Source organism: Streptomyces sp. WAC05374 (genome assembly GCF_004353505.1).
In the GTDB taxonomy this organism is placed as follows: Bacteria; Actinomycetota; Actinomycetes; order Streptomycetales; family Streptomycetaceae; genus Streptomyces.
The window spans coordinates 124,240-144,823 of sequence record NZ_SMNQ01000008.1; the positions used below are offsets into that span (position 1 = coordinate 124,240).

The window sequence follows — 20,584 nt, forward strand, 5'->3', positions numbered from 1 at the left end:
TGCCGGAGCAATGACGCGGCGACGATCTTGCGGTGGCGCTTATGGGGAGTGGTGCTCGTGCGGTGTCAATTCAAGCCATCACGGTAACCCCCGCCGCCATGGCCGGGTGAGGCGGGGCGGCGGGCGGTGCCGCTGACGCGGACTCGCGGGCGTCGATTCCCGGACGCCCTGGACACCGCGGGCGCTGCGGACGCCGAGGGTTTTCGGAGGCAATGGACCTTGCCGGTGGGGCGCGAGGCCCCGGCAACATCACTCCGGTCGATTCCGTAGCGTAATCACCGAGGCGATCACGGCGAATCCGGTCGTCCGAGGCGGTCATTGCGGATCATTCGCCGGTCCCGCTCGGCGTCCTGCGCGGATGTCTGCCGCGTGCGCCGTTCCTCGAAGGCCTCCCGCGATCCTGGGTGATCGCCGGCGGGTCTCCAGTCTGTCATTCCCGGCCCCCGAATCGGTGGCGCCGCGCCCCCTCGCGTAGGCTCTGGGCCGGCCACCGATACCGCGGCGCGCGACACGCGCCATGTGCTCAATGGACCACGAGACACCAGATCTAGTGGTTGGATTGCACCGGCCACCCACAAGTTGTGGTCCCCGGTCATCTCGGGGTGGTGGTCATCGCCTATGCTTGTGGCTGCTTCGAGGGGCTCTGACGGGCCCTGACGAGGCTATTCAGTCGTGCTGTGAAGGAGGGTTGGGAGATGCACTGCCCCTTCTGCAGGCACCCCGACAGCCGTGTCGTCGACAGTCGCACCACCGACGACGGGACGGCCATCCGCCGCCGCCGCCAGTGTCCCGACTGCTCCCGCCGTTTCACCACGGTGGAGACGGCGTCACTCATGGTGATCAAGCGCAGCGGGGTCACCGAGCCCTTCAGCCGCACCAAGGTCATCTCCGGTGTGCGCAAGGCGTGCCAGGGGCGCCCGGTCACCGAGGACGCCCTCGCCCAGCTCGGCCAGCGGGTCGAGGAGGCGGTGCGCGCCACCGGCAGCGCGGAACTGACCACTCATGACGTCGGACTCGCCATACTCGGCCCGCTGCGGGAACTCGACCTCGTCGCGTACCTGCGCTTCGCGTCCGTGTACCGGGCGTTCGACTCACTCGAAGACTTCGAGGCCGCCATCGCGGAACTCCGTGACGGCCGGCCCCCCGCGGAGGACAGCGGGACCGGCGCGACCCCCGAGGTCCCGGTTCCCGCGGCTGCCGCCGACTGATCACCGGTCCGGCGTGGGACCGGCGATCGGCCGCTGAGCGGCAGCGGCACATGACGTGTCACGGGTGCTGTGCGTGGTGCCCGTGACGACAGACAGAAACCGTGCCTTGGGAAGATCTGGGCACTTCAGGGTGTTTTTGCCCGTATATGGGAGGCGGCATGACAGAGACGGCGAGCGGCCCGGCACGAGGGTCCCGTACCAAGGGGTCCAAGGTGAACAAGGGTCTGCGTATCGAGCGCATCCACACCACCCCCGGCGTGCATCCGTACGACGAGGTCGTGTGGGAGCGTCGTGACGTCGTCATGACCAACTGGCGCGACGGCTCGGTGAACTTCGAGCAGCGTGGCGTCGAGTTCCCCGACTTCTGGTCGGTGAACGCGGTCAACATCGTCACCAGCAAGTACTTCCGCGGGGCCGTCGGCACCCCGCAGCGCGAGACCGGTCTCAAGCAGCTCATCGACCGGATCGTGAAGACCTACCGGAAGGCCGGTGAGGAGTACAACTACTTCGCCTCGCCCGCCGACGCCGAGATCTTCGAGCACGAACTGGCGTACGCCCTCCTGCACCAGATCTTCAGCTTCAACTCCCCGGTGTGGTTCAACGTCGGCACGCCGCAGCCCCAGCAGGTCTCCGCCTGCTTCATCCTGTCCGTCGACGACTCCATGGAGTCGATCCTCGACTGGTACAAGGAAGAGGGCATGATCTTCAAGGGCGGCTCCGGTGCCGGCCTGAACCTCTCCCGCATCCGCTCCTCCAAGGAGCTCCTCTCCTCCGGCGGCAATGCCTCCGGCCCGGTCTCCTTCATGCGCGGCGCCGACGCCTCCGCCGGAACGATCAAGTCCGGTGGCGCCACCCGCCGTGCCGCCAAGATGGTCATCCTGGACGTCGACCACCCCGACATCGAGGACTTCATCGAGACCAAGGTCAAGGAGGAGGAGAAGATCCGCGCCCTGCGCGACGCGGGCTTCGACATGGACCTGGGCGGCGACGACATCACGTCCGTCCAGTACCAGAACGCCAACAACTCCGTCCGCGTGAACGACGAGTTCATGAAGGCAGTGGAGTCCGGCAGCAAGTTCGGCCTGCGTGCCCGTATGACCGGTGAGGTCATCGAGGAGGTCGACGCCAAGGCGCTCTTCCGCAAGATGGCCGAGGCCGCGTGGGCGTGCGCCGACCCGGGCATCCAGTACGACGACACGATCAACCACTGGCACACGTGCCCGGAGTCCGGCCGCATCAACGGCTCGAACCCGTGCAGCGAGTACATGCACCTGGACAACACCTCGTGCAACCTCGCCTCGCTGAACCTGATGAAGTTCCTCAAGGACGACGGCAAGGGCAACCAGTCGTTCGACAGCGAGCGCTTCGCCAAGGTCGTCGAGCTGGTCATCACCGCGATGGACATCTCGATCTGCTTCGCGGACTTCCCCACCCAGAAGATCGGCGAGAACACCCGCGCCTTCCGCCAGCTCGGCATCGGTTACGCCAACCTCGGCGCCCTGCTGATGGCCACGGGTCACGCGTACGACTCCGACGGCGGCCGTGCGCTCGCCGGTGCCATCACCTCCCTGATGACGGGCACCTCCTACAAGCGCTCCGCCGAGCTGGCCGCGGTCGTCGGCCCGTACGACGGCTACGCCCGCAACGCCGAGCCGCACAACCGCGTGATGAAGCAGCACGCCGACGCCAACGCCAAGGCCGTCCGCATGGACGACCTGGACACCCCGATCTGGGCCGCCGCCACGGAGGCCTGGCAGGACGTGATCCGCCTCGGCGAGAAGAACGGATTCCGCAACTCCCAGGCGTCCGTCATCGCCCCGACCGGCACCATCGGCCTGGCGATGTCCTGCGACACCACCGGCCTGGAGCCCGACCTCGCCCTGGTCAAGTTCAAGAAGCTGGTCGGCGGCGGCTCGATGCAGATCGTCAACGGCACGGTCCCGCAGGCGCTGCGCCGCCTCGGCTACCAGCCGGAGCAGATCGAGGCGATCGTCGCCCACATCGCCGAGCACGGCAATGTGATCGACGCCCCCGGCCTCAAGCAGGAGCACTACGAGGTCTTCGACTGCGCCATGGGCGAGCGTGCCATCTCCGCGATGGGCCACGTCCGCATGATGGCCGCCATCCAGCCGTGGATCTCCGGCGCGCTCTCCAAGACGGTCAACATGCCGGAGACGGCGACCGTCGAGGAGGTCGAGGAGATCTACTTCGAGGCGTGGAAGATGGGTGTCAAGGCGCTCGCGATCTACCGCGACAACTGCAAGGTCGGCCAGCCCCTCTCCGCCAAGAAGAAGGAGCAGGAGAAGACCGAGGTCACCGAGAAGGCCGAGGAGACCATCCGCGCGGCGGTCGAGAAGGTCGTCGAGTACCGTCCCGTCCGCAAGCGGCTCCCCAAGGGCCGTCCGGGCATCACCACCTCCTTCACGGTGGGCGGCGCCGAGGGCTACATGACGGCCAACTCCTACCCGGACGACGGTCTCGGTGAGGTCTTCCTGAAGATGTCGAAGCAGGGTTCGACGCTCGCGGGCATGATGGACGCCTTCTCCATCGCCGTCTCCGTGGGCCTCCAGTACGGTGTGCCGCTCGAGACGTACGTCTCGAAGTTCACCAACATGCGCTTCGAGCCGGCCGGCATGACGGACGACCCGGACGTGCGGATGGCGCAGTCGATCGTCGACTACATCTTCCGCCGCCTGGCGCTGGACTTCCTGCCCTTCGAGACCCGCTCGGCGCTCGGCATCCACTCGGCCGAGGAGCGTCAGCGCCACCTGGAGACCGGTTCGTACGAGCCGGCCGACGACGAGATGGACGTCGAGGCCCTGGCCCAGTCCGCCCCGCGTCAGCAGGAGGCCCCGAAGGCCGTGGCCGCCGCGCCGGCGAAGACGGAGGAAGCGGCTCCGGCCCCGAAGCAGGCGCACACCTCGGCGGAGCTCGTCGAGATGCAGCTCGGCATCAGCGCGGACGCGCCGCTGTGCTTCTCGTGCGGCACGAAGATGCAGCGGGCCGGTTCCTGCTACATCTGCGAGGGCTGCGGGTCGACCAGCGGTTGTAGCTGACGCAGCCGATGCGGCCGCCGTCGCGGCCGCTGACGCCGACTGACTGATCGGAAAGGGGGAGCCGGAACATCCGGCTCCCCCTTTCCGTGCGTGCGTGCTCGTCTCGCGTGTGCTCGGGTCGTCCGTGCTCGCCACGCTTGTGCTCGCGTCGTGTGGCTCGCGTCGCGTGTGCTCGGGTCGTCCGTGCTCGCCACGCGTGTGCTCGCCACGCGTGTGCTCGCCACGCGTGTGCTCGCCACGCGTGTGCTCGCCACGCGTGTGCTCGCCTCGCGTGTGCTCGCGTCGTGTGGCTCGCGTCACGCGTGGGGAGGTGCGTGGGGAAGCGTGTGCACGGGCGCGTGTCCGGCGCGCCGGCTCAGGCGGGTTCGGTGCCCATCAGCTCGGTGAAGGACTGCGGGTCGGCGTCGAAACCCCGTACGGCACGGCGCCAGCCCCATCCCCCCGTACCGTCGCGGAGGAATTCCACGACCGTGACGGCGGTGGCGTTGCCGAGGTCGGTGAAGTCGTAGCTGTCCAGCTCCTGGTAGCCCTCCTTCACCAGAACCAGGGCATTGGTGATGTCCGAGAACGTCCTCCGTCCGCCACTCTGCTGTATGGCCACGCCCACGACCACGCGCGCGTAGGCCGGGGAAAGGCGGTTCAGCTCCAGGGTCATGGCCTCGTCGAAGCCGAAGCCCTGGCCGGTGCGGCTGTCCCGGTTGAGGGTGATCGTCCCGTCCGGCGAACGGCTGCCGAAGTGCACCAGGTAGGCGGGTGCGCCATGAGGGTCGTCCGCCTGGTAGACGGCGGCGATGATGTCGAGGTCGTGATCGGGTACGCCCGCGGGGCTCGGATCCCACTTGAGCGTCACCTCGACCTTGCCGACCCCCTTGTTGACACTGTTCATGGGTTTCCCCTCTCTCGCGCGGACGTGGTCAACTGCCCGTGACCCGTAGCTCTTTGCTTATGGTGTCACGCGCTCAGTGGGGTATCCGGCGTGGCGGCCGCTGCCGGGGGACCTCGTCCCGGAAGGCCTCGATGCGGCTGCTGACCTGACGGATGAGGTGGGTGTCCTCGATGCGGTCCAGGTAGAGACAGCGGCGGGCCACGCCCTCCAGCTCGAAGGCGAAGTAGATCGCCATGAGGGGGTTGATGAACAGCTCACTGCCACGGGTGCGGGAGGTGAACTGGACGTCCCCGAAAGAGCCCTGGACGGCGGCCGCTATGGAACCGTTGACGATGCTCGGGAAGTCGGGCGTACGGCTCCGCGCGTGCGCCACCGCGTCCACGAAAAGAGCACCCTCACGCGTGGTCCGGGGGACGGAAAAGGCTCCCAGGTAGGCGCCGTCCCTCTCCAGGGTGGCAATGTTTTCCAGAACCAGGCCGTGGCTGACGCCGTGGTACGCGTCGACGCCGAACCCGATCGAGGCGATGAGGCGCTCGGGCACCTCCAGACCGGCGAGGGCGGCGACGCTGGCGAGGTCCTCCTCGGGCGTACCGAGTCCGGACTCGTCGCCCCGCATGAGGATGTCCGTCCCGCCGTCGACGAGGACGACCGCGTCGATGCCGTAGTGCTCGATCAGCGCCTTGTACGCCGCACGCAGCGGCTGGACCCCGACACGGGAGAAGGCGTGGACGGTGCTGGGCAGGCGGTGCAGCGCCAGCCATTCGGCGAGGGTGCGCTCCGGGAAGTACGTCTGATGCGGTGCTGATTCCGGGGTGACGACGGCGACGTCGGGCGCCAGCCACGCGTCGAGGGGGAGGCCCTCGATGGAGCTGAAGGCCAGGTTGGCGAGGTGGACCTCTTTGCCCTGGTGGCGCAGTGACAGGGCGAGCGGGAGCCCGGCGTAGATGTCGAATCCGCCACCGGCGCCCGCGACGAGGACGCGCTCGGCCGATTCGAGGCGGGCGAAGAGCGGGTTGACGTGCAAGGAGGTCATCCGGCCATTGTGCCGGGGCGTTGATGACCATGGTCGGAGGTATTTTCGACTCGTACCCGGACGTGTGTGCCACCACCGGGAACCGATGGGTGTGCGCTGCGCGAGACCGGGAACGGCGCGAGGTCCGGCGCCGTACGATGGCGCGGTGCTGGTCAAGTGGATTCGCTGCACCGTGGTGGACCGACGTGGGTTCGAGCGGGGACAGCGGAAGTGGGCGGGGCTGTTGGGTGAGCCGGGATTCCGTGGGCAGGGCGGCGGTTGGAGCCGGAGCCGACCCGGCGTCGCGCACGTCTTCGCCTTCTGGGAGAGCCGCCCCTTCTACGACTCGTTCATGGCGCGCTCACACGACCGGCTGGCGGCCTCGCAGTCGGGCACGTACAAGGACATGCAGGTCAAGCTGTTCGACCACCGCTTCGACGTGAAGACGGGATTCGAGCCCCGTTTCACCGACGCCGACGTCGTCCGCGTCGCGCACAGCCGGATTCGTGAGGAGCGGGTCGAGCACTACGCGCTGATGCAGGAGAAGGTGTGGAACCCGGCCATGGCCGGTTCCCCGGGCATGCTGCGCGGCATGTTCGGGGAGGCGCCCGGAAACGAGTTTCTCGTCCTGTCCATGTGGCAGTCCGCCGCCGAGCACGGCAAGTACCGCACGGAGCGCGTGGAGCGCCTCGCCCTGCGCGCCCAGATCGAGGCGGACGTGGCGGCGCTGACCGGGGACGTCGTGGACCTGGAGTCCGCCTGGACGGTGTGAGGCGGGGCTGTGGGGGGCGGCGCTGCCGCCCAACCCTCACCCGGCCGGGCAGCACCCGGCTCCCACCGCAGGGCCCGATCCCCCACCCGGCAGACACCACCCGCCCCGCACGCCGGTCAGCCCCAGGCGCCCCACGCCTCACGCCTCACGCCCCCACGCGACGCCGGGGTCCTGCGATGGCGGAGCGGGTACGCCGGATGGAGCCGGGACACCGGGCCGGGTGGTCCCGGCCGGAACCGCCGATCTAGGGTCGTGGCATGGCACGACCGCGGCGCATCGTCCTCCTGCGGCACGGCGAATCGGAGGGCAATGCCGATGACACCGTGTACGAACGCGAGCCCGATCACGCGTTGAGGCTCACCGAGCGGGGCAGGCGGCAGGCGGAGGAGGCCGGCGAGCGGCTCCGGGCCCTGTTCGGGGACGAGCGCGTGAGCGTCTACATCTCGCCGTACCGCCGCACGCACGAAACCTTCCGGGCGCTCCGGCTCGACCCGGCGCTCGTACGGGCCAGGGAGGAACCGCGGCTGCGCGAGCAGGACTGGGGAAACTGGCAGGACAGGGAGGACGTCCGGCTCCAGAAGGTGTACCGGGACGCGTACGGGCACTTCTTCTACCGCTTCGCCCAGGGCGAGTCCGGGGCCGACGTGTACGACCGGGTCGGCGCCTTCCTGGAGAGCCTCCACCGCAGCTTCGAGGCGCCCGACCACCCGCCGAACGTGCTGCTGGTCACCCACGGCCTCACCATGCGGCTGTTCTGCATGCGCTGGTTCCACTGGACGGTGGCGGAATTCGAGTCGCTGTCCAATCCACCCAACGGCGACACCCGGATACTGCTGCTCGGCGAGGACGGGCGCTACAGACTTGACCGGCCGTTCGAGCGCTGGCGAACCCCCGAGTCGTACGGCACCACCGGATAGAGTGGCAGGGCGATGACCGCTGAATCCTCTTCCGACCGGCGCTTCGACCGCGCCCTGGCCAGCCTGCGCGGCCTGGCCGTGGGGGACGCCCTGGGCTCCCAGTTCTTCGTACCCGCCAACTATCCACTGCTCAAGCGGCGAGAGCTGCCGCCCGGGACCTGGCAGTGGACCGACGACACCGAGATGGCCTGCTCCGTCCTGGCCGTGCTCGCCCGGCACGAACGCGTCGACCAGGACGCACTCGCCCGCTCGTTCGCCGAGCACCACGACTTCGACCGCGGCTACGGCCCGGCCGTCAACCGGATGCTCCGGCTGATCCGCGAGGGCGGCGACTGGCGGGAACTGGCGGCCGGACTGTTCAAGGGGCAGGGCTCCTGGGGCAACGGCTCCGCCATGCGCATCGCACCTCTGGGCGCCTGGTACGCGGACGACCCCGAGCAGGCGACGCACCAGGCGGAGATCTCCTCGTACACCACCCATCAGCACCGGGAAGCCGTCGTGGGCTGCATGGCGGTCGCGGCCGCCGCCGCACTCGCCGCCGATCCGGCGGGGCCGCCCAAGCCGGAGGAGCTGCTCGACGGAGTCGTCGCGCTGGTGCCGCGCAGCGCCGTGGGCGCGGGGCTGCGCCGGGCCCGCGACATGCTGGACTACGGCGACGCGGCGACGGTGGCGGCGGTGCTGGGCAGTGGCCGGCGTACCAGCGCCCACGACACGGTGCCCTTCGCGCTCTGGTCGGCGGCCCGTGCCCTGGGCGACTACGAGAGGGCGTTCTGGACCACGGCACAGGTGGGCGGGGACGTCGACACGACGTGCGCCATCGCCGGGGGAGTGGTGGCCGCCACGGCAGCCGGGGCCCCGCCGGCCGAGTGGCTGGAACGGACCGAGGCACTGCCCGACTGGGTGCCCGCCGGGCCGGTCGGCCGCTGACGCACGTGTCACGGTCCTGACACAGAGCGGGGGCCGAACGGGGTGAGGACCGGTTCCCGGGCATACCCTTTCGGCCACGCCGCCGCGTTGATCATGACAAGCGCGCGCTGACCAGACACCGGGGCCGTACGACACCGCCGCCATGACGTGTACGACGTGTGCGGGCCCCGGTCGGGAGGGGGTCCCGTGCCAGACACGCCGTCCGCATCGCCATCACCGGAGCCGGAGCCGTCGCCATCAAGTCCGGTGGAGCCGGAGCCGTCGCCATCAAGTCCGGTGGAGCCGGAGCCGTCGCCATCGGGTCCGGTGGAGCCGGAGCCGTCGCCATCGGGTCCGGTGGACCCGGAGCCGTCGCCATCAGGTCCGGCGGACCCGCAGCCGCAGCCGCAGCCGTCGCCGTCCGCGGAGCCGCAGCCGTCCGCGGAGCCGGCGCCGTCACCGGCGCGCCCTGTGGAGTCGAAGCCGTCACCGTCGGGGGAGCCCGAGTCCGGACCGGCCGTGGAGCCGCGGCCGTCACCGGGCGCGGGCGCGGGGGGTGCGGCACCGGCTGCTGCTCCCTTCGTGGACGCTGGACCGCCGGGTGCCCGGGCACGCGCCGGGGCGGGGGCGGCGGCCATGGTTCCGCCCGGGTTCAGGCCCGTCGCTCCGCCGCCGGTCGAGACCTGGCTGACGCGCATACGTCCCCGCCCGCCCGGTCCGATACCGGCGGCCGCCCTCTGGTCGGCCCTGGCCACGGCCGTCTTCAGCGCCCTGCTGCTCGGTGACGGCCTCGGACTGAACCTGCTGATCGTCGCCGTACCGGCCACCCTCACCGTCTACTTCGCCGCCGCCGCGTCCGGCCGCCGCCTCCGCCCCTGGACCATGGTGTGGGGGCTGGCCGGTCTGGCCCTGCTGGTGGTACCCGCACTGCGCGACGCGGGCTGGCCCACCTTCCTCGCCGTCGTGTCCGCCGTGGGCCTGGCGTCGCTCGCCCTGCACGGCAGCCGCACCTGGCTCGGCATTCTCTTCAGCCCCGCCGGCCTCTTCGACTCGATCGGTTCGGGTCTGGTCTGGGGCTGGCGCGGACTGCGTGAGCGGGCGGGCGGCGCACAGGGCCGGGTGGGGCCGGTGCTGCGTACGATCGCCGTGGCCGCGGGCCTGCTGATCGTGTTCGGCGCGCTGTTCGCGGGCGCGGACGCCGCCTTCGCCGACCTGATCGGCTCGCTGGCGCCGGAGGTGTCGGTCACGGACGGGCCCTGGCGCTTCATCCTGTTCGCCCTGGGCCTGGTGGGTGCGCTCGCCGCCGCCCGTACCGCCGCCGCGCCGCTGCGATGGGACGGAGTGAAGGTCCGGCCGGGCCGACCGCGAGCCCGGCTGGAATGGGCGCTTCCGCTCATCGTGCTCAACCTGCTCTTCGCCGCCTTCAACGCCGTCCAGCTCACGGTCCTCTTCGGCGGTTACGAGAAGGTGCTGAACCAGACCGGCCTCACCTACGCCGAGTACGCACGCCAGGGCTTCTGGCAACTGCTCTGGGCGACCCTGCTCACGCTGGCCGTCATCGGCCTGGCCCTCCGGTGGGCGCCTCGCGACGGTGCCCGCGACCGCACCCTGGTCCGGTCCGTGCTCGGCACCCTTTGCCTGCTCACCCTGGTGGTGGTGGCCTCCGCGCTGCGGCGGATGGATCTGTACGTCGACGCGTACGGGCTCACCCGGCTGAGGGTCTCGGTGGCCGCGATGGAGCTGTGGCTGGGCCTCGTACTCGTACTGATCATGGCCGCCGGCATCGTCGGCGCCCGGCGCCTGCACCTGCCGCGCGCGGTCGCGGTGAGCGCGGCGGCCGGCGTCCTCGCCTTCGGGCTGGTGTCGCCGGACGGCCTCGTCGCGGAGCGGAACGTACAGCGCTATGAGAGGACCGGCAAGATCGACATCGGTTATCTGGACGGGCTCTCGGCGGACGCCGTGCCCGCGCTCGACAGGCTGCCCGAACCCCTGCGGTCCTGTGCCCTGCGGAACATCGCGAGCGACCTCGGTGCCGACGAGACACCCTGGTACGGGTCGAGTCTGGGGGAGACCCGCGCCCGGAGCATCCTCGACGAGCGCGGTGTCTCGGTCGAGGGCTACACCTGCACGCCGCGGCGCGACGACATCGGCGACGAGTTCGACGAGTACGACTACTGACGGCTGTGCCGGAAGGACCAGAGGACCGGACGGGAACGGGAGCGAGTGCCACGCTCCTGTCCCGCCCGGTCCGGCCGTGCCCGGCGTGCATCTGTGCCGCCTCTGCCTCCGGTTGTGTGCCGCCATCCACTGAGAAGCCTGCTTCGGTGTTCCGCCTCGTCATTCACGAATGCGACAGTGTGATGGCTGAGCGGTGCCGAGGGTCGATCCTAGGGGCAGTGAGCTGCTCCACACGCCTCATCAGGTGGGCGGTAGCTGGGTTGGGCTGCGGGCCCAGGGCGCCGAAGCCCACGTGTCCCTCGGCCTGGCCGGCGAGGGGTTGCCGGTCTGACGCTGCTCCCGCCCGATGTGTGCGGAAGTGAACGAGCTGAATCGGTTGCGGCGGAAATGCTCGACCGGGTCGTGATTCCGTTCCCGTGGCCGCCGACCGGCTGAACGAGCGCTGGTGGGGAAGGAGCGCCGCTCGTACGCGGTGCCCGCCGGGACCGGCGTCGCGGCGGGCCTCCATGGCCGGATCGCAATCCGGGTATCGCGGGCGGGGTCGGGCGGCGTAACCTGTCTGGCGCCATGCCGTACGAACCACCCACCCACACCGTCGAGCGCTCGATCAGAGCGACCACCGGCGCCAAGATCATCGCCGGAGTCGACGAGGTCGGACGCGGAGCGTGGGCCGGTCCCGTCACGGTCTGTGCCGCTGTCACCGGACTGCGCCGGCCACCCGCCGGACTGACCGATTCCAAGCTCATCAGCCCCAAACGCCGTGCTGAATTGGCCGAGGAACTGGAGAAGTGGGTCACCTCGCACGCCCTCGGGCATGCCTCCCCGGAGGAGATCGACGAGCTCGGGATGACCGCGGCACTGCGCCTGGCCGCCATCCGCGCCCTGGACGCACTCCCCGTGCGCCCTGACGCGGTGATCCTGGACGGCAAGCACGACTACCTGGGGCAGCCCTGGCGGGTCCGTACGGTGATCAAGGGCGACCAGTCCTGCATCGCCGTGGCGGCCGCCTCGGTTCTCGCCAAGGTGCGGCGGGACGCGATGATGGCCGAGCTGGAGGCGGAGTCCGAGCAGTACGCCGTCTTCGGGTTCGGGGACAACGCCGGTTACCCGTCGCCGGTGCACAAGGCCGCGCTCCGGGAGTGGGGCCCCACGCCGTACCACCGGCTCAGTTGGGCGTACCTCGACGCGCTGCCCCAGTGGCGGCACCTCAAGAAGGTCCGTATCTCCGCGGAGGCGGCCGAACTCGAAAGCGGGGGCCAACTCGGCTTCGATTTCTGAACGCCGGGCAGCGCCCCGCCCAACAGCCGGCCGCATTCGAGCATCAGTTGTATGCGTCATCCGTACACGTCGCATGTATGCGCCACCCGCCGGTGCCACTCGCACCGGCGTTTGATAAACATCCAGTTATGCCTCTCATCCCCGAGGAGCCTCAGATTCACGAGAGTGCCCAGGGTCCCCGCGCCACTCCGGCCGCAGGCCGCCCCGCGCCGACCCCCCGACCCGTACCCGGTCCGCGTTCCGCGGCCTCGCCGCGCCCCGGTCGCCCGGGTCCCGGCCCGGCCCGGCCGACCCCTCCGGCGACGACGCCCCGCCAGCACAACGGCGCGGCGCAGCCCCCGGTGCCCCGTCCGGAGAATCGTTCCGCGCAGCGTTCCGCGGCGCGGACCCAACCGCAGATCCAGTTGATCCCCGCTCCCGCGGACGGCGCGCTCGACGCCGCCGAAGAGGCGGTCGACCTGCTGCTCGAGACCGGCCGTGCGCCGGGCGACATCCTCGTCCTGACCACCGGTGACCCGCACCCGTGGGCGACCCACGAGCTGTCCTTCGGCGACGCCGCCTACTGGGCCCAGCACGACGCCCGTGACGACGTGTTCTTCGCCGACGCGGCCGCCGTGGAGCGTGCCTCGACCCGGCCCGTGGTGGTCGTCGCGGTCAACGGCGGCGGCGACGACGCGGCCGTCCGTGCCCTGCCGGCGGCGATGACCCGCGCGAGCGCGCTGCTCATCGTGTGCGGCGATCCGCAGCGGATCAACTCCGTGCTCGGCGCGGGCGTCTGAGCCACCCGGCCCAGCGCCCGCCGCCGGGCCGGCACCTGGCTTCCGGCTCGGTGGTTGGCTTCGGGTGCCTGGCGTCCGGTTCGGTGGCTGGTCTCCGGCTCGGTGGTTGGCTTCGGCTTGGTGGTTGGCTTCGGGTTGGTGCCTGGCGTCCGGTTCGGCGCGTGACTCCGGTCTCGTGCCTGCCATCCGGCCCGGTGCCTGAAGCCGGGCCCAGTAGTGGCTACTGCCCGGCGCCGCCCCTGCCCTGCGGCACCGCGCCGGGCGTCCGGTGCCACCGGTCGGCGACGCCGCCCGGGTGCGAGGGTGAAGGTTCGGCTGCCACATGGTCGGCCATGCCTCGCCCGGCCACTACCCTCCGCCCGGCGATACCGCCTCGGCGGTGCCGGATGGCGGCCTGCCAGTGGGTCCGGTTCAGTGGCGCGTCCGGCTGGTCGGTTGCCGCTTGCGGCGGCATCGAGCGATGGACCGCCCGTCGGCTGCCGGTGTGGCAGTTCGTTGCGGCCACCGGCCCGGCCATGGGCCATGGGCGGGCGGTGGTGGATGGATGATCGCGTCAGCGGGCCGCCGTGCGCCGCAGCGGCTCGGCCGCGCCGCTCGCGGTGCGCGGGGCCGGCAGTATGTCGTCGGCCGACGCGTCCGCCAGGTCGCCCGGCGTCGAGGTCGAGTGGGGGCGTCGCCCGCCGCGTCCCTCACCGAGCACGTGCCAGCCGCTGCGGGTCAGCGTGATGTACGCGCCGCAGCGCAGCCCGTGCAGCGTGCAGGCGTCCCGCAGGCCCCACATCCAGGCCCCGTCCTCCTCCGTCCACCGTTTGTCGCCGTCACGGCAGTAGAGCAGGACGGCGGTACGCACCGGAGTGCGACGCCGCAGATCGTGAGGTATGACCCTGCGCAGGTGCGCGAGCAGGGAGTTGCGGAACTCCCAGCCGTCCGCGGGCACGGCGCGGCGCGCGAACGAGGCGCTGGCCGTCAGCCGCTCCTCGTGGTCGAGGACGGCGACGACGGCGGTGGCGGGTGTCGGCCGGTGGCGGGCGTGCAGGCCGCTGACGACCTCGCGCGGATTGCGCAGCAGCGGAATGCCGGCCGCCGCCCACTCGGCGGGTTCGAGCATTCGGGCGAGGCGGCTGGCGGAGTCGGCGGGCGTGCTGATCGAGGTGGCTGCGGACGAAGCGAATCCGAAGGTCACGGTCCTCCCTTCGCATACGCGCCCACAGAGCGGGCAGGGTCGAGTGAGGGACGCACCGGCACAGCCCTTCCGGACCGCGAACGGGCCGTGCGGGGAGCGGATTCCAATTCTTGCTGGCGGAACGGGCAAGCGGCAACGAGCAATTGAGGCCGCTGACTGGAATGGGCTGGTATGACGCTCATATCCTTCCCAGTCAGCCCCGGGATGACGCGTCCCCTCATCCCTGAACGGCGAGGACCAGCGGAAACACCCCCTCCGCGCCTGCCCGGCGCAGCAGCCGTGCCGCCACCGCCAGTGTCCAGCCGCTGTCCGAAAGGTCGTCCACCAGCAGTACGGGCCCACCGGCCGCGGCCAACTCCTCGGCCAGCTCGGGCGGAACCGTCAGGGCACGGTGCAGCCCCAGCACCCGCTGCGCGCTGTTGGTCCGCGAGATCCTGGCGTCCACCGCCTCCGGTACGTACGCGACGGAACCGAGCAGCGGCATCCTGCCCACCTCGGCGATGCGGCGGCCCAGCGAGCCCACCAGCAGCGGCCTGCTGTGCGAGGCGACGGTGACGACTCCCACTGGCCTGGGCGGGGCGTCCGGCGCGCCGGAGGCCCAACCACCCGGTCCCTTCGCCCAGTCGGCCAGCACATGGACGACGGCGTTCACCACGTCGTCCGGTACCGGCCCGTCCGCCGCCGTCGGCGCCAGCATCGGACGCAGCCGGTTGCCCCACCCGATGTCGGACAGCCTGCCGAGTGCCCGCCCCGGGTAGGACAGCTCACCGGCCGGGATGCGGCCCTTGAGGTCGACACCGGCGGCCGGCAGTCCGGTCGGCCACATCTTGCGCGGCTCGACCTCCACGCCGGGACGCCCCAGTTCACCCCGGGCCGCGTCCAGTGCCGCCGCCGACACCTTGGCGTCGAACCGGGGCCCCGCACAGTTGTCGCAGCGCCCGCACGGGGCCGCCTGCTCGTCGTCGAGCTGCCGTCGCAGGAACTCCATCCGGCAGCCCGTCGCCGAGGCGTAGTCACGCATCGCCTGCTGCTCGGCCTCCCGCTGGCGGGCCACCCACGCGTACCGCTCGGAGTCGTACGACCAGGCCTGTCCCGTGGCGGTCCAGCCACCCTTCACCCGGCGTACCGCACCATCGACGTCGAGCACCTTGAGCATCGTCTCCAGGCGCGTACGGCGCAGCTCGACGAGGGGTTCCAGGGCCGGCAGGGACAGCGGCCGGTCGGCGTGTGCCAGCACATCGATCGTCCGCCGCACCTGTTCCTCGGGCGGGAAGGCCACCGAGGCGAAGTACTGCCAGATGGCTTCGTCCTCCTTGCCCGGGAGCAGGAGGACCTCCGCGTGCTCGACACCGCGCCCGGCCCGGCCGACCTGCTGGTAGTACGCGATGGGGGAGGACGGCGAACCGAGGTGTACGACGTATCCGAGGTCCGGCTTGTCGAACCCCATGCCCAGCGCCGAGGTGGCCACCAGCGCCTTGACCCGGTTGGCCAGCAGGTCCTCCTCCGCCTGCTGCCGGTCCGCGTTCTCCGTGCGGCCCGTGTACGAGGCCACGATGTGGCCGCACTGGCGGAGGTACGCGGTCACCTCCTCGGCCGCCGCGACCGTGAGCGTGTAGATGATTCCCGAGCCGGGGAGTTCCCCGAGGTGGTCGGCGAGCCAGGCCAGGCGGTGTGCCGCGTCCGGCAGCCGCAGCACCCCGAGGCTCAGGCTCTCCCGGTCCAGCGGGCCGCGCAGGACGAGCGCGTCCGTGCCCGCCCCGGTGCCGAGCTGTTCGGCGACGTCCGCCGTCACTCGTGCGTTGGCGGTCGCGGTCGTGGCCAGGACGGGAACGCCGGGCGGCAGGTCGGCGAGCATGGTGCGCAGCCGCCGGTAGTCGGGCCGGAAGTCGTGGCCCCAGTCGGAGATGCAGTGCGCCTCGTCGACCACCAGCAGACCGGTGGCGGCGGCCAGCCGTGGCAGGACCTGGTCGCGGAAGTCGGGGTTGTTGAGCCGCTCCGGACTGACCAGCAGCACGTCGACCGCGCCCTCGGCCACCTCCTGCTGGATCGTCTCCCACTCCTCGGTGTTGGAGGAGTTGATCGTCCGGGCGTGGATTCCGGCCCGGGCCGCCGCCTCCACCTGGTTGCGCATCAGCGCGAGCAGTGGCGAGACGATCACGGTCGGGCCGCTTCCCCGCTCGCGCAGCAGTGAGGTGGCGACGAAGTACACGGCCGACTTGCCCCAGCCGGTGCGCTGCACCACGAGCGCCCGCCGCTTCTCGGCGACCAGCGCCTCGATCGCCCGCCACTGGTCCTCCCGCAGCCGTGCGGAACCGCTGTCGTCCCCGACCAGGCGGGCGAGCACGGCGTCGGCGGCCGCACGGAGATTACTGGGTCCTGCGTGGGTCGTGTGCTCCATGCCCCCATGCAACAGCACGGGTCTGACAACGGCGAACCAGCCTCGGCGCGGCGCCACGACCCAGTCGCGACCGCACGCGTATACCAGCTCGGCGTCCGGCGCGCGAGCGACCCGGCGGGGCTGTGGACAGCGGCGATCCGCAGTGATCCGGAGTTATCCACAGGGGTCGACGGCCGAGGCCGTTCGCCGGGATCGTCGTGGCCATGAACAAGCATCACGACACCACCGGACCCACCGACGACCAGCAGCAGATCACCCTGCGAGGTCCTGCCGAACTGGCCGACGCCCTGCCGTACATGATGGGTTATCACCCCACCGACTCGATCGTGATGGTCGCGCTGCACGGCGACCGCGGCCGGTTCGGCGGCCGCCTCAGGCTCGGTATCCCGCGCTCCCCGCGCGAGTGGCCGCCGGTCGCCGAGCAGCTCGCCGAATGCCTCATCGAGGGCTGCGAGCGGCGCGGCTCCCGGCCGGACGGCATCGTCGTCTTCCTCTGCCAGGACCCGGCCGAGGGTGAGACGGGCCGCCGCGTCATGGAGCGCCTGCGGCCTCTCGCCCAGCGGCTGCGCACCGCCTGCGGCACCCTCGACGTTCCTGTGTACGAAGCGCTCTGCATCTCCGACGGCCGCTTCTGGTCCTACTGCTGCCCCGACACCCGCTGCTGCCCGCCCGACGGCAACCCCCTCGCCCTGCCCGGTACGTCGGTGATGGCGGCCGCCGCGGCCTACGCCGGCATCCAGGTGCGCGGCTCGCTGCGGGACATGGAGGAGCGGCTGCGACCGTGGCCGTACGGGAAGGCCACGGCCACCGAGCAGCTTCAGGCGCTCGACACCGCCGGCGCCGCCCTGGTGCCCCGCATCCTCGACCAGGACGGCCGTGACACGGTGCGCGTGGAGACGATCGAGCTGGCGGAGCGGCTCGTGCGGCGCCTTGCGGACGGCCCGCGGGTCATGGACCCGGCGGCGGCCGACGCGCAGGACGACGCGCTGATCGGCCACGACGAGGCGGCCTCGGTCATCCTCGGGCTCCAGGACCGGGAGACCCGGGACCGGGCTGCGGAGTGGATGGAGGGGGAGCAGGCGGCCCCCGCCCTGCGACTCTGGCGCGCACTGGCCCGCCGCTGTGTGGGCGCCTACGTCGAGCACTCCGCCGCGCCGCTGACCCTCGCCGGCTGGGTGGCCTGGTCGACCGGCGACGAGCCCAGCGCCCGGGTGGCGCTGGGGCTCGCGCTGGAGGTCGACCCCGAGTACGTCTTCGCCAGGCTCCTGCACCAGGCGTGCAACGAGGGCCTGGACCCGGAGTCGCTGCGCCGGTGCCTCCGCCAGGAGCGCGACGCGCGTGCCGCGGCCGAGGCACGGGCCGGGTCCGAACCACAAAGCGCTACCGGGCCCCAGGCCGCTACCGGGCCCCAGGCCGCTACCGGGCCCCAGGGCGGGGCAGGGACCACCGCCGGATCCGGCGCACCGACAGCACCCGGGGCACGAAGCTCCTCCGTGGCACGAACCGCCTCCGGGACACGAACCGCGTCCGGTGCCCGCGTGGGCTCCGCTGCGCGGGTGTCCTTGAGCGTGCGCAAGGCGGGTCGCCGTCGTACGAGGCTTCGGCCGGTGCGGCAGCCGGCAGCGGACCGGGGTGCCCCCACCCCACGCCCCGGGACGGTCGGGCCGGAAGGGGGCGCTGCCCCGTCCCGGCTCCGGGCGGCCCGTCGCAGCGGCGGGCGCGGGACCAGGAGCGGACGGTGACAGCCGTGACCACGACAGGGGTGGCGCCGTTGCCTTCTGTGGCGGAGTCGCCCGACCCGTTCCGTCGTACCTCCAGCGACTGTCCGGAGCGCACAGAAGGCTCAGCACACCACCCATGGACCGCTCTGTCCCCTCCCGGCCCCACGGCCCGCCGTTCCGACAGCCGTCCGCCACCGGGCTCGCACGCCCGGGCCCCGGGCGGCCCCCCGGTGAGCTGCCGCCCGTGCACGACGCCCTCGTCTGCGTCGCCCTGCCCTCCTTCACCGTCTCGGCACCGCACGGCCAGCTCACCGGTCAGGGCCTCGAAGGCGTCTACCAGTCCGGCCGCCGCGTCCTCTCCCGCTGCCACCTGCGCGTGGCCGGCCGGGACCCGGTCGTGGTGCAGGGCCGGATGCTCTCCGCCGACCGGGCCAGGTTCGCCGCCGTGGTCCGCACCGCCGCGGACCTCGGGCCCGATCCGGGTGTGGTGGTGGAACGGTCCAGGGACGCGGACGGCACCGAACGGATCACCTTCCGCAGCGCAGTGGGCCGCCCCCTGCGGCTCCCCGTCGAGATCGCCCTCGGCACCGACCTCGCGGAGCTGGGCGCCGTCGCCTCCGGACGGCCCTGTCCGGAACTGCGCCCGACGGTCCACGGCTCGGGGCTCCGCTGGTCGGCCTCCGACGGTGCCTGTGCGACCGTCAGCGTGGAACCGCCTCCCAAGGACACGCTCGCCTCGTCCGGACTGCTGTGCTGGGAGCTGGAGCTTCAGCCCGGCCGTGCCCGCACCATCACCATCGACGTCCGGCTGCGCTCCACCCGCACCGCGCCGCGGCCCGTGGGCGCCCGCACGGGCGGCCACAGCGTCCCCGAGGCCCGCGCCGAGGGCGACGATCCCCGCGCGGAGAAGCTTCTCCAAGCCGGCCTCGGTGACCTGCGTGCCCTTCTCGTGCGCGATCCGGACCACCCGGCCGACCTCCACCTGGCCGCGGGCGTGCCGTGGCGCTGCGGCCCCGCCCCGGCGGAGGCCCTGTGGGCCGCCCGCATGGTCCTGCCACTCGGCACCCAGCTCGCCGCCACCACCCTGCGCACCCTCGCCCGTGCCCAGCTCACCGGCCCCGGCCCCGGAGCGGGACGTATCCCCGGGCCGCTCCGCGACACCGGCCCCCACCTGCCGCCGAGCTGCACCGGCACAGAGGCGACCCTGGCCTTCCCCGTCGTGCTGGCCGAGGCCCGGCGCTGGGGCCTCCCGGAGCAGGACGTCGCACAGTTGCTCCCGGCGGCCGAGCGATGCCTGCAGTGGCTGCGCGCCACCGCCGACGAGAGCGGCCTGCTGTGCGAGCCGGGACCGGTCCGGCTCCAGCGCGCCGAGACGCAGGCGCACGCCCACCGGGCCGCCCTGCTCGGTGCCGACCTCCTGGAGGCCTGCGGCCGTCCCGGCGCGGACGACTGGCGGGACTGGGCGCACCACCTGCGCCACCGGTTCCGGGAGGAGTTCTGGCTCGACGACCGCACGGGCGGGCGCCCCGCCGCCGCGCGTACACCCGAGGGCCGGCCGCTGCCCCACCTGGGAGGCGGCGCAGCCCACCTGCTCGACACCGGTCTCCTCGGCGGCGGCTTCGCCGAGGGGCTGCTCGACAAGGTGCAGACCGAGCAGCTCGCCAGACTGCTCGGGAGCCCCGCCCTGGACACCGGATGGGGGTTGCGCGGCCTCGGAGCCAAGGAGCCGGCCTACAACCCCTTCGGTCACCGTTCCGGGGCGGTACGGGTCCATGAGACGGCCGTCGCCGTCAGCGGCCTGGCCGCGGCCGGCTACGACAAGGAGGCGACGTCCCTGCTGCGCGGCCTGCTCGACGCGGCCGAGTCCTTCGCGTACCGGCTGCCCGAGATGTACGCGGGCGACCAGCGCACGAGCGACAGCGTTCCGGTGCCGCACCCCGCCGCGTGCCGCCCTGCCGCCATCGCCTCGGCCGCCGGCATCCAGATACTCACCACCGTGGCCGGAATCCGCCCCGACGCTCCGGCGGGCACGGTCGCCCTGCACCCCATGCCCGGTGCCCCCCTGGGCGCGCTCCGGCTGTCCGGGCTGTGCGTCGCGGGGGCGCCGTTCGCGGTGCGGGTCAGCCGGCTGGGGCTGGGCATGGTGGAGGAGGCAGCCGCCGGTCTGCAACTGGGAGTGTGACCCGGTGCGGGCCCGGCCGTGTCGCGAAGGCACGCCGACCGTGACGGGGGAGGGAGAAGTGACCACCGGGGACACCGGGGGACGTGTTTATCGTCAGGAAGACGACTA

At 71.9% G+C, this 20,584-nt stretch carries 14 protein-coding genes; 10 read left to right on the plus strand and 4 right to left on the minus strand.

Annotation, left to right across the window (positions count from 1 at the left end; genetic code table 11):
• The first annotated feature begins 695 nt into the window (after positions 1–695).
• Both nrdR and E2B92_RS17750 read left to right on the plus strand, forming a co-directional pair.
• Entirely contained in the window at positions 696–1,208 is a 513-nt protein-coding gene (nrdR, locus tag E2B92_RS17745) for a transcriptional regulator NrdR (RefSeq protein WP_126888319.1), read from the plus strand.
• Positions 1,209–1,366: 158 nt separating this feature from the next.
• Positions 1,367–4,264 carry a vitamin B12-dependent ribonucleotide reductase gene (locus E2B92_RS17750; protein WP_126888320.1) on the plus strand — a complete coding sequence of 966 codons (2,898 nt, stop codon included), beginning with the start codon at positions 1,367–1,369 and terminating at the stop codon, positions 4,262–4,264.
• A gap of 355 nt (positions 4,265–4,619) precedes the next feature.
• Here the strand turns inward: E2B92_RS17750 and E2B92_RS17755 are convergent, their stop codons facing one another.
• Positions 4,620–5,150 (minus strand): TerD family protein, encoded by a 531-nt coding sequence (locus E2B92_RS17755; RefSeq protein ID WP_126888321.1) that lies wholly within the window; start codon positions 5,148–5,150, stop codon positions 4,620–4,622.
• A 73-nt stretch (positions 5,151–5,223) separates the two neighbouring features.
• Entirely contained in the window at positions 5,224–6,183 is a 960-nt protein-coding gene (locus tag E2B92_RS17760) for a DUF1152 domain-containing protein (protein WP_126888322.1), read from the minus strand.
• Between the two features lie 145 nt (positions 6,184–6,328).
• Between E2B92_RS17760 and E2B92_RS17765 the strand changes: the two genes are divergently transcribed.
• The 6 genes from E2B92_RS17765 to E2B92_RS17790 all read left to right on the plus strand — a co-directional run bounded on the left by E2B92_RS17765 (position 6,329) and on the right by E2B92_RS17790 (position 12,992).
• On the plus strand, positions 6,329–6,934 hold the full coding sequence (locus E2B92_RS17765; protein WP_126888323.1) for a YdbC family protein: 606 nt from the start codon (positions 6,329–6,331) through the stop codon (positions 6,932–6,934).
• Positions 6,935–7,191: 257 nt separating this feature from the next.
• On the plus strand, positions 7,192–7,851 hold the full coding sequence (locus E2B92_RS17770) for a histidine phosphatase family protein (RefSeq protein ID WP_126887735.1): 660 nt from the start codon (positions 7,192–7,194) through the stop codon (positions 7,849–7,851).
• 12 nt (positions 7,852–7,863) lie between these two features.
• Positions 7,864–8,778: an ADP-ribosylglycohydrolase family protein gene (locus tag E2B92_RS17775; protein WP_126887734.1), complete on the plus strand. Its 915-nt coding sequence runs from the start codon at positions 7,864–7,866 to the stop codon at positions 8,776–8,778.
• A 336-nt stretch (positions 8,779–9,114) separates the two neighbouring features.
• Positions 9,115–10,935: a DUF4153 domain-containing protein gene (locus tag E2B92_RS17780; RefSeq protein ID WP_235023866.1), complete on the plus strand. Its 1,821-nt coding sequence runs from the start codon at positions 9,115–9,117 to the stop codon at positions 10,933–10,935.
• A gap of 567 nt (positions 10,936–11,502) precedes the next feature.
• Positions 11,503–12,213, plus strand: a complete 711-nt coding sequence (locus E2B92_RS17785; RefSeq protein ID WP_126887733.1) for a ribonuclease HII — start codon at positions 11,503–11,505, stop codon at positions 12,211–12,213.
• Between the two features lie 128 nt (positions 12,214–12,341).
• Positions 12,342–12,992, plus strand: coding sequence for a hypothetical protein (locus tag E2B92_RS17790; protein WP_126887732.1), 651 nt, complete (start codon positions 12,342–12,344; stop codon positions 12,990–12,992).
• Between the two features lie 553 nt (positions 12,993–13,545).
• Here the strand turns inward: E2B92_RS17790 and E2B92_RS17795 are convergent.
• Together E2B92_RS17795 and E2B92_RS17800 are read right to left on the minus strand one after the other, a co-directional pair.
• Positions 13,546–14,175, minus strand: a complete 630-nt coding sequence (locus E2B92_RS17795; protein ID WP_126887731.1) for a hypothetical protein — start codon at positions 14,173–14,175, stop codon at positions 13,546–13,548.
• A 217-nt stretch (positions 14,176–14,392) separates the two neighbouring features.
• Positions 14,393–16,573, minus strand: coding sequence for a RecQ family ATP-dependent DNA helicase (locus E2B92_RS17800; protein WP_126887730.1), 2,181 nt, complete (start codon positions 16,571–16,573; stop codon positions 14,393–14,395).
• Positions 16,574–16,776: 203 nt separating this feature from the next.
• Here E2B92_RS17800 and E2B92_RS17805 point away from each other — a divergent pair, with 203 nt between their 5' ends.
• Positions 16,777–18,315 (plus strand): DUF4192 domain-containing protein, encoded by a 1,539-nt coding sequence (locus E2B92_RS17805; RefSeq protein WP_126887729.1) that lies wholly within the window; start codon positions 16,777–16,779, stop codon positions 18,313–18,315.
• Between the two features lie 214 nt (positions 18,316–18,529).
• Positions 18,530–20,476 (plus strand): glycogen debranching N-terminal domain-containing protein, encoded by a 1,947-nt coding sequence (locus E2B92_RS17810; protein WP_399432203.1) that lies wholly within the window; start codon positions 18,530–18,532, stop codon positions 20,474–20,476.
• The last annotated feature ends 108 nt before the right edge of the window (positions 20,477–20,584 follow it).

What these genes read in the sequence shown, in the direction of transcription:
- E2B92_RS17775 (WP_126887734.1), top strand. Translation starts at nt 7,864, where the DNA reads ATGACCGCTGAATCCTCTTCCGACCGGCGCTTCGACCGCGCCCTGGCC.
- E2B92_RS17790 (WP_126887732.1), top strand. Translation starts at nt 12,342, where the DNA reads ATGCCTCTCATCCCCGAGGAGCCTCAGATTCACGAGAGTGCCCAGGGT.
- nrdR (WP_126888319.1), top strand. Translation starts at nt 696, where the DNA reads ATGCACTGCCCCTTCTGCAGGCACCCCGACAGCCGTGTCGTCGACAGT.
- E2B92_RS17770 (WP_126887735.1), top strand. Translation starts at nt 7,192, where the DNA reads ATGGCACGACCGCGGCGCATCGTCCTCCTGCGGCACGGCGAATCGGAG.
- E2B92_RS17800 (WP_126887730.1), bottom strand. Translation starts at nt 16,573, where the DNA reads ATGGAGCACACGACCCACGCAGGACCCAGTAATCTCCGTGCGGCCGCC.
- E2B92_RS17805 (WP_126887729.1), top strand. Translation starts at nt 16,777, where the DNA reads ATGAACAAGCATCACGACACCACCGGACCCACCGACGACCAGCAGCAG.
- E2B92_RS17750 (WP_126888320.1), top strand. Translation starts at nt 1,367, where the DNA reads ATGACAGAGACGGCGAGCGGCCCGGCACGAGGGTCCCGTACCAAGGGG.
- E2B92_RS17785 (WP_126887733.1), top strand. Translation starts at nt 11,503, where the DNA reads ATGCCGTACGAACCACCCACCCACACCGTCGAGCGCTCGATCAGAGCG.
- E2B92_RS17755 (WP_126888321.1), bottom strand. Translation starts at nt 5,150, where the DNA reads ATGAACAGTGTCAACAAGGGGGTCGGCAAGGTCGAGGTGACGCTCAAG.
- E2B92_RS17760 (WP_126888322.1), bottom strand. Translation starts at nt 6,183, where the DNA reads ATGACCTCCTTGCACGTCAACCCGCTCTTCGCCCGCCTCGAATCGGCC.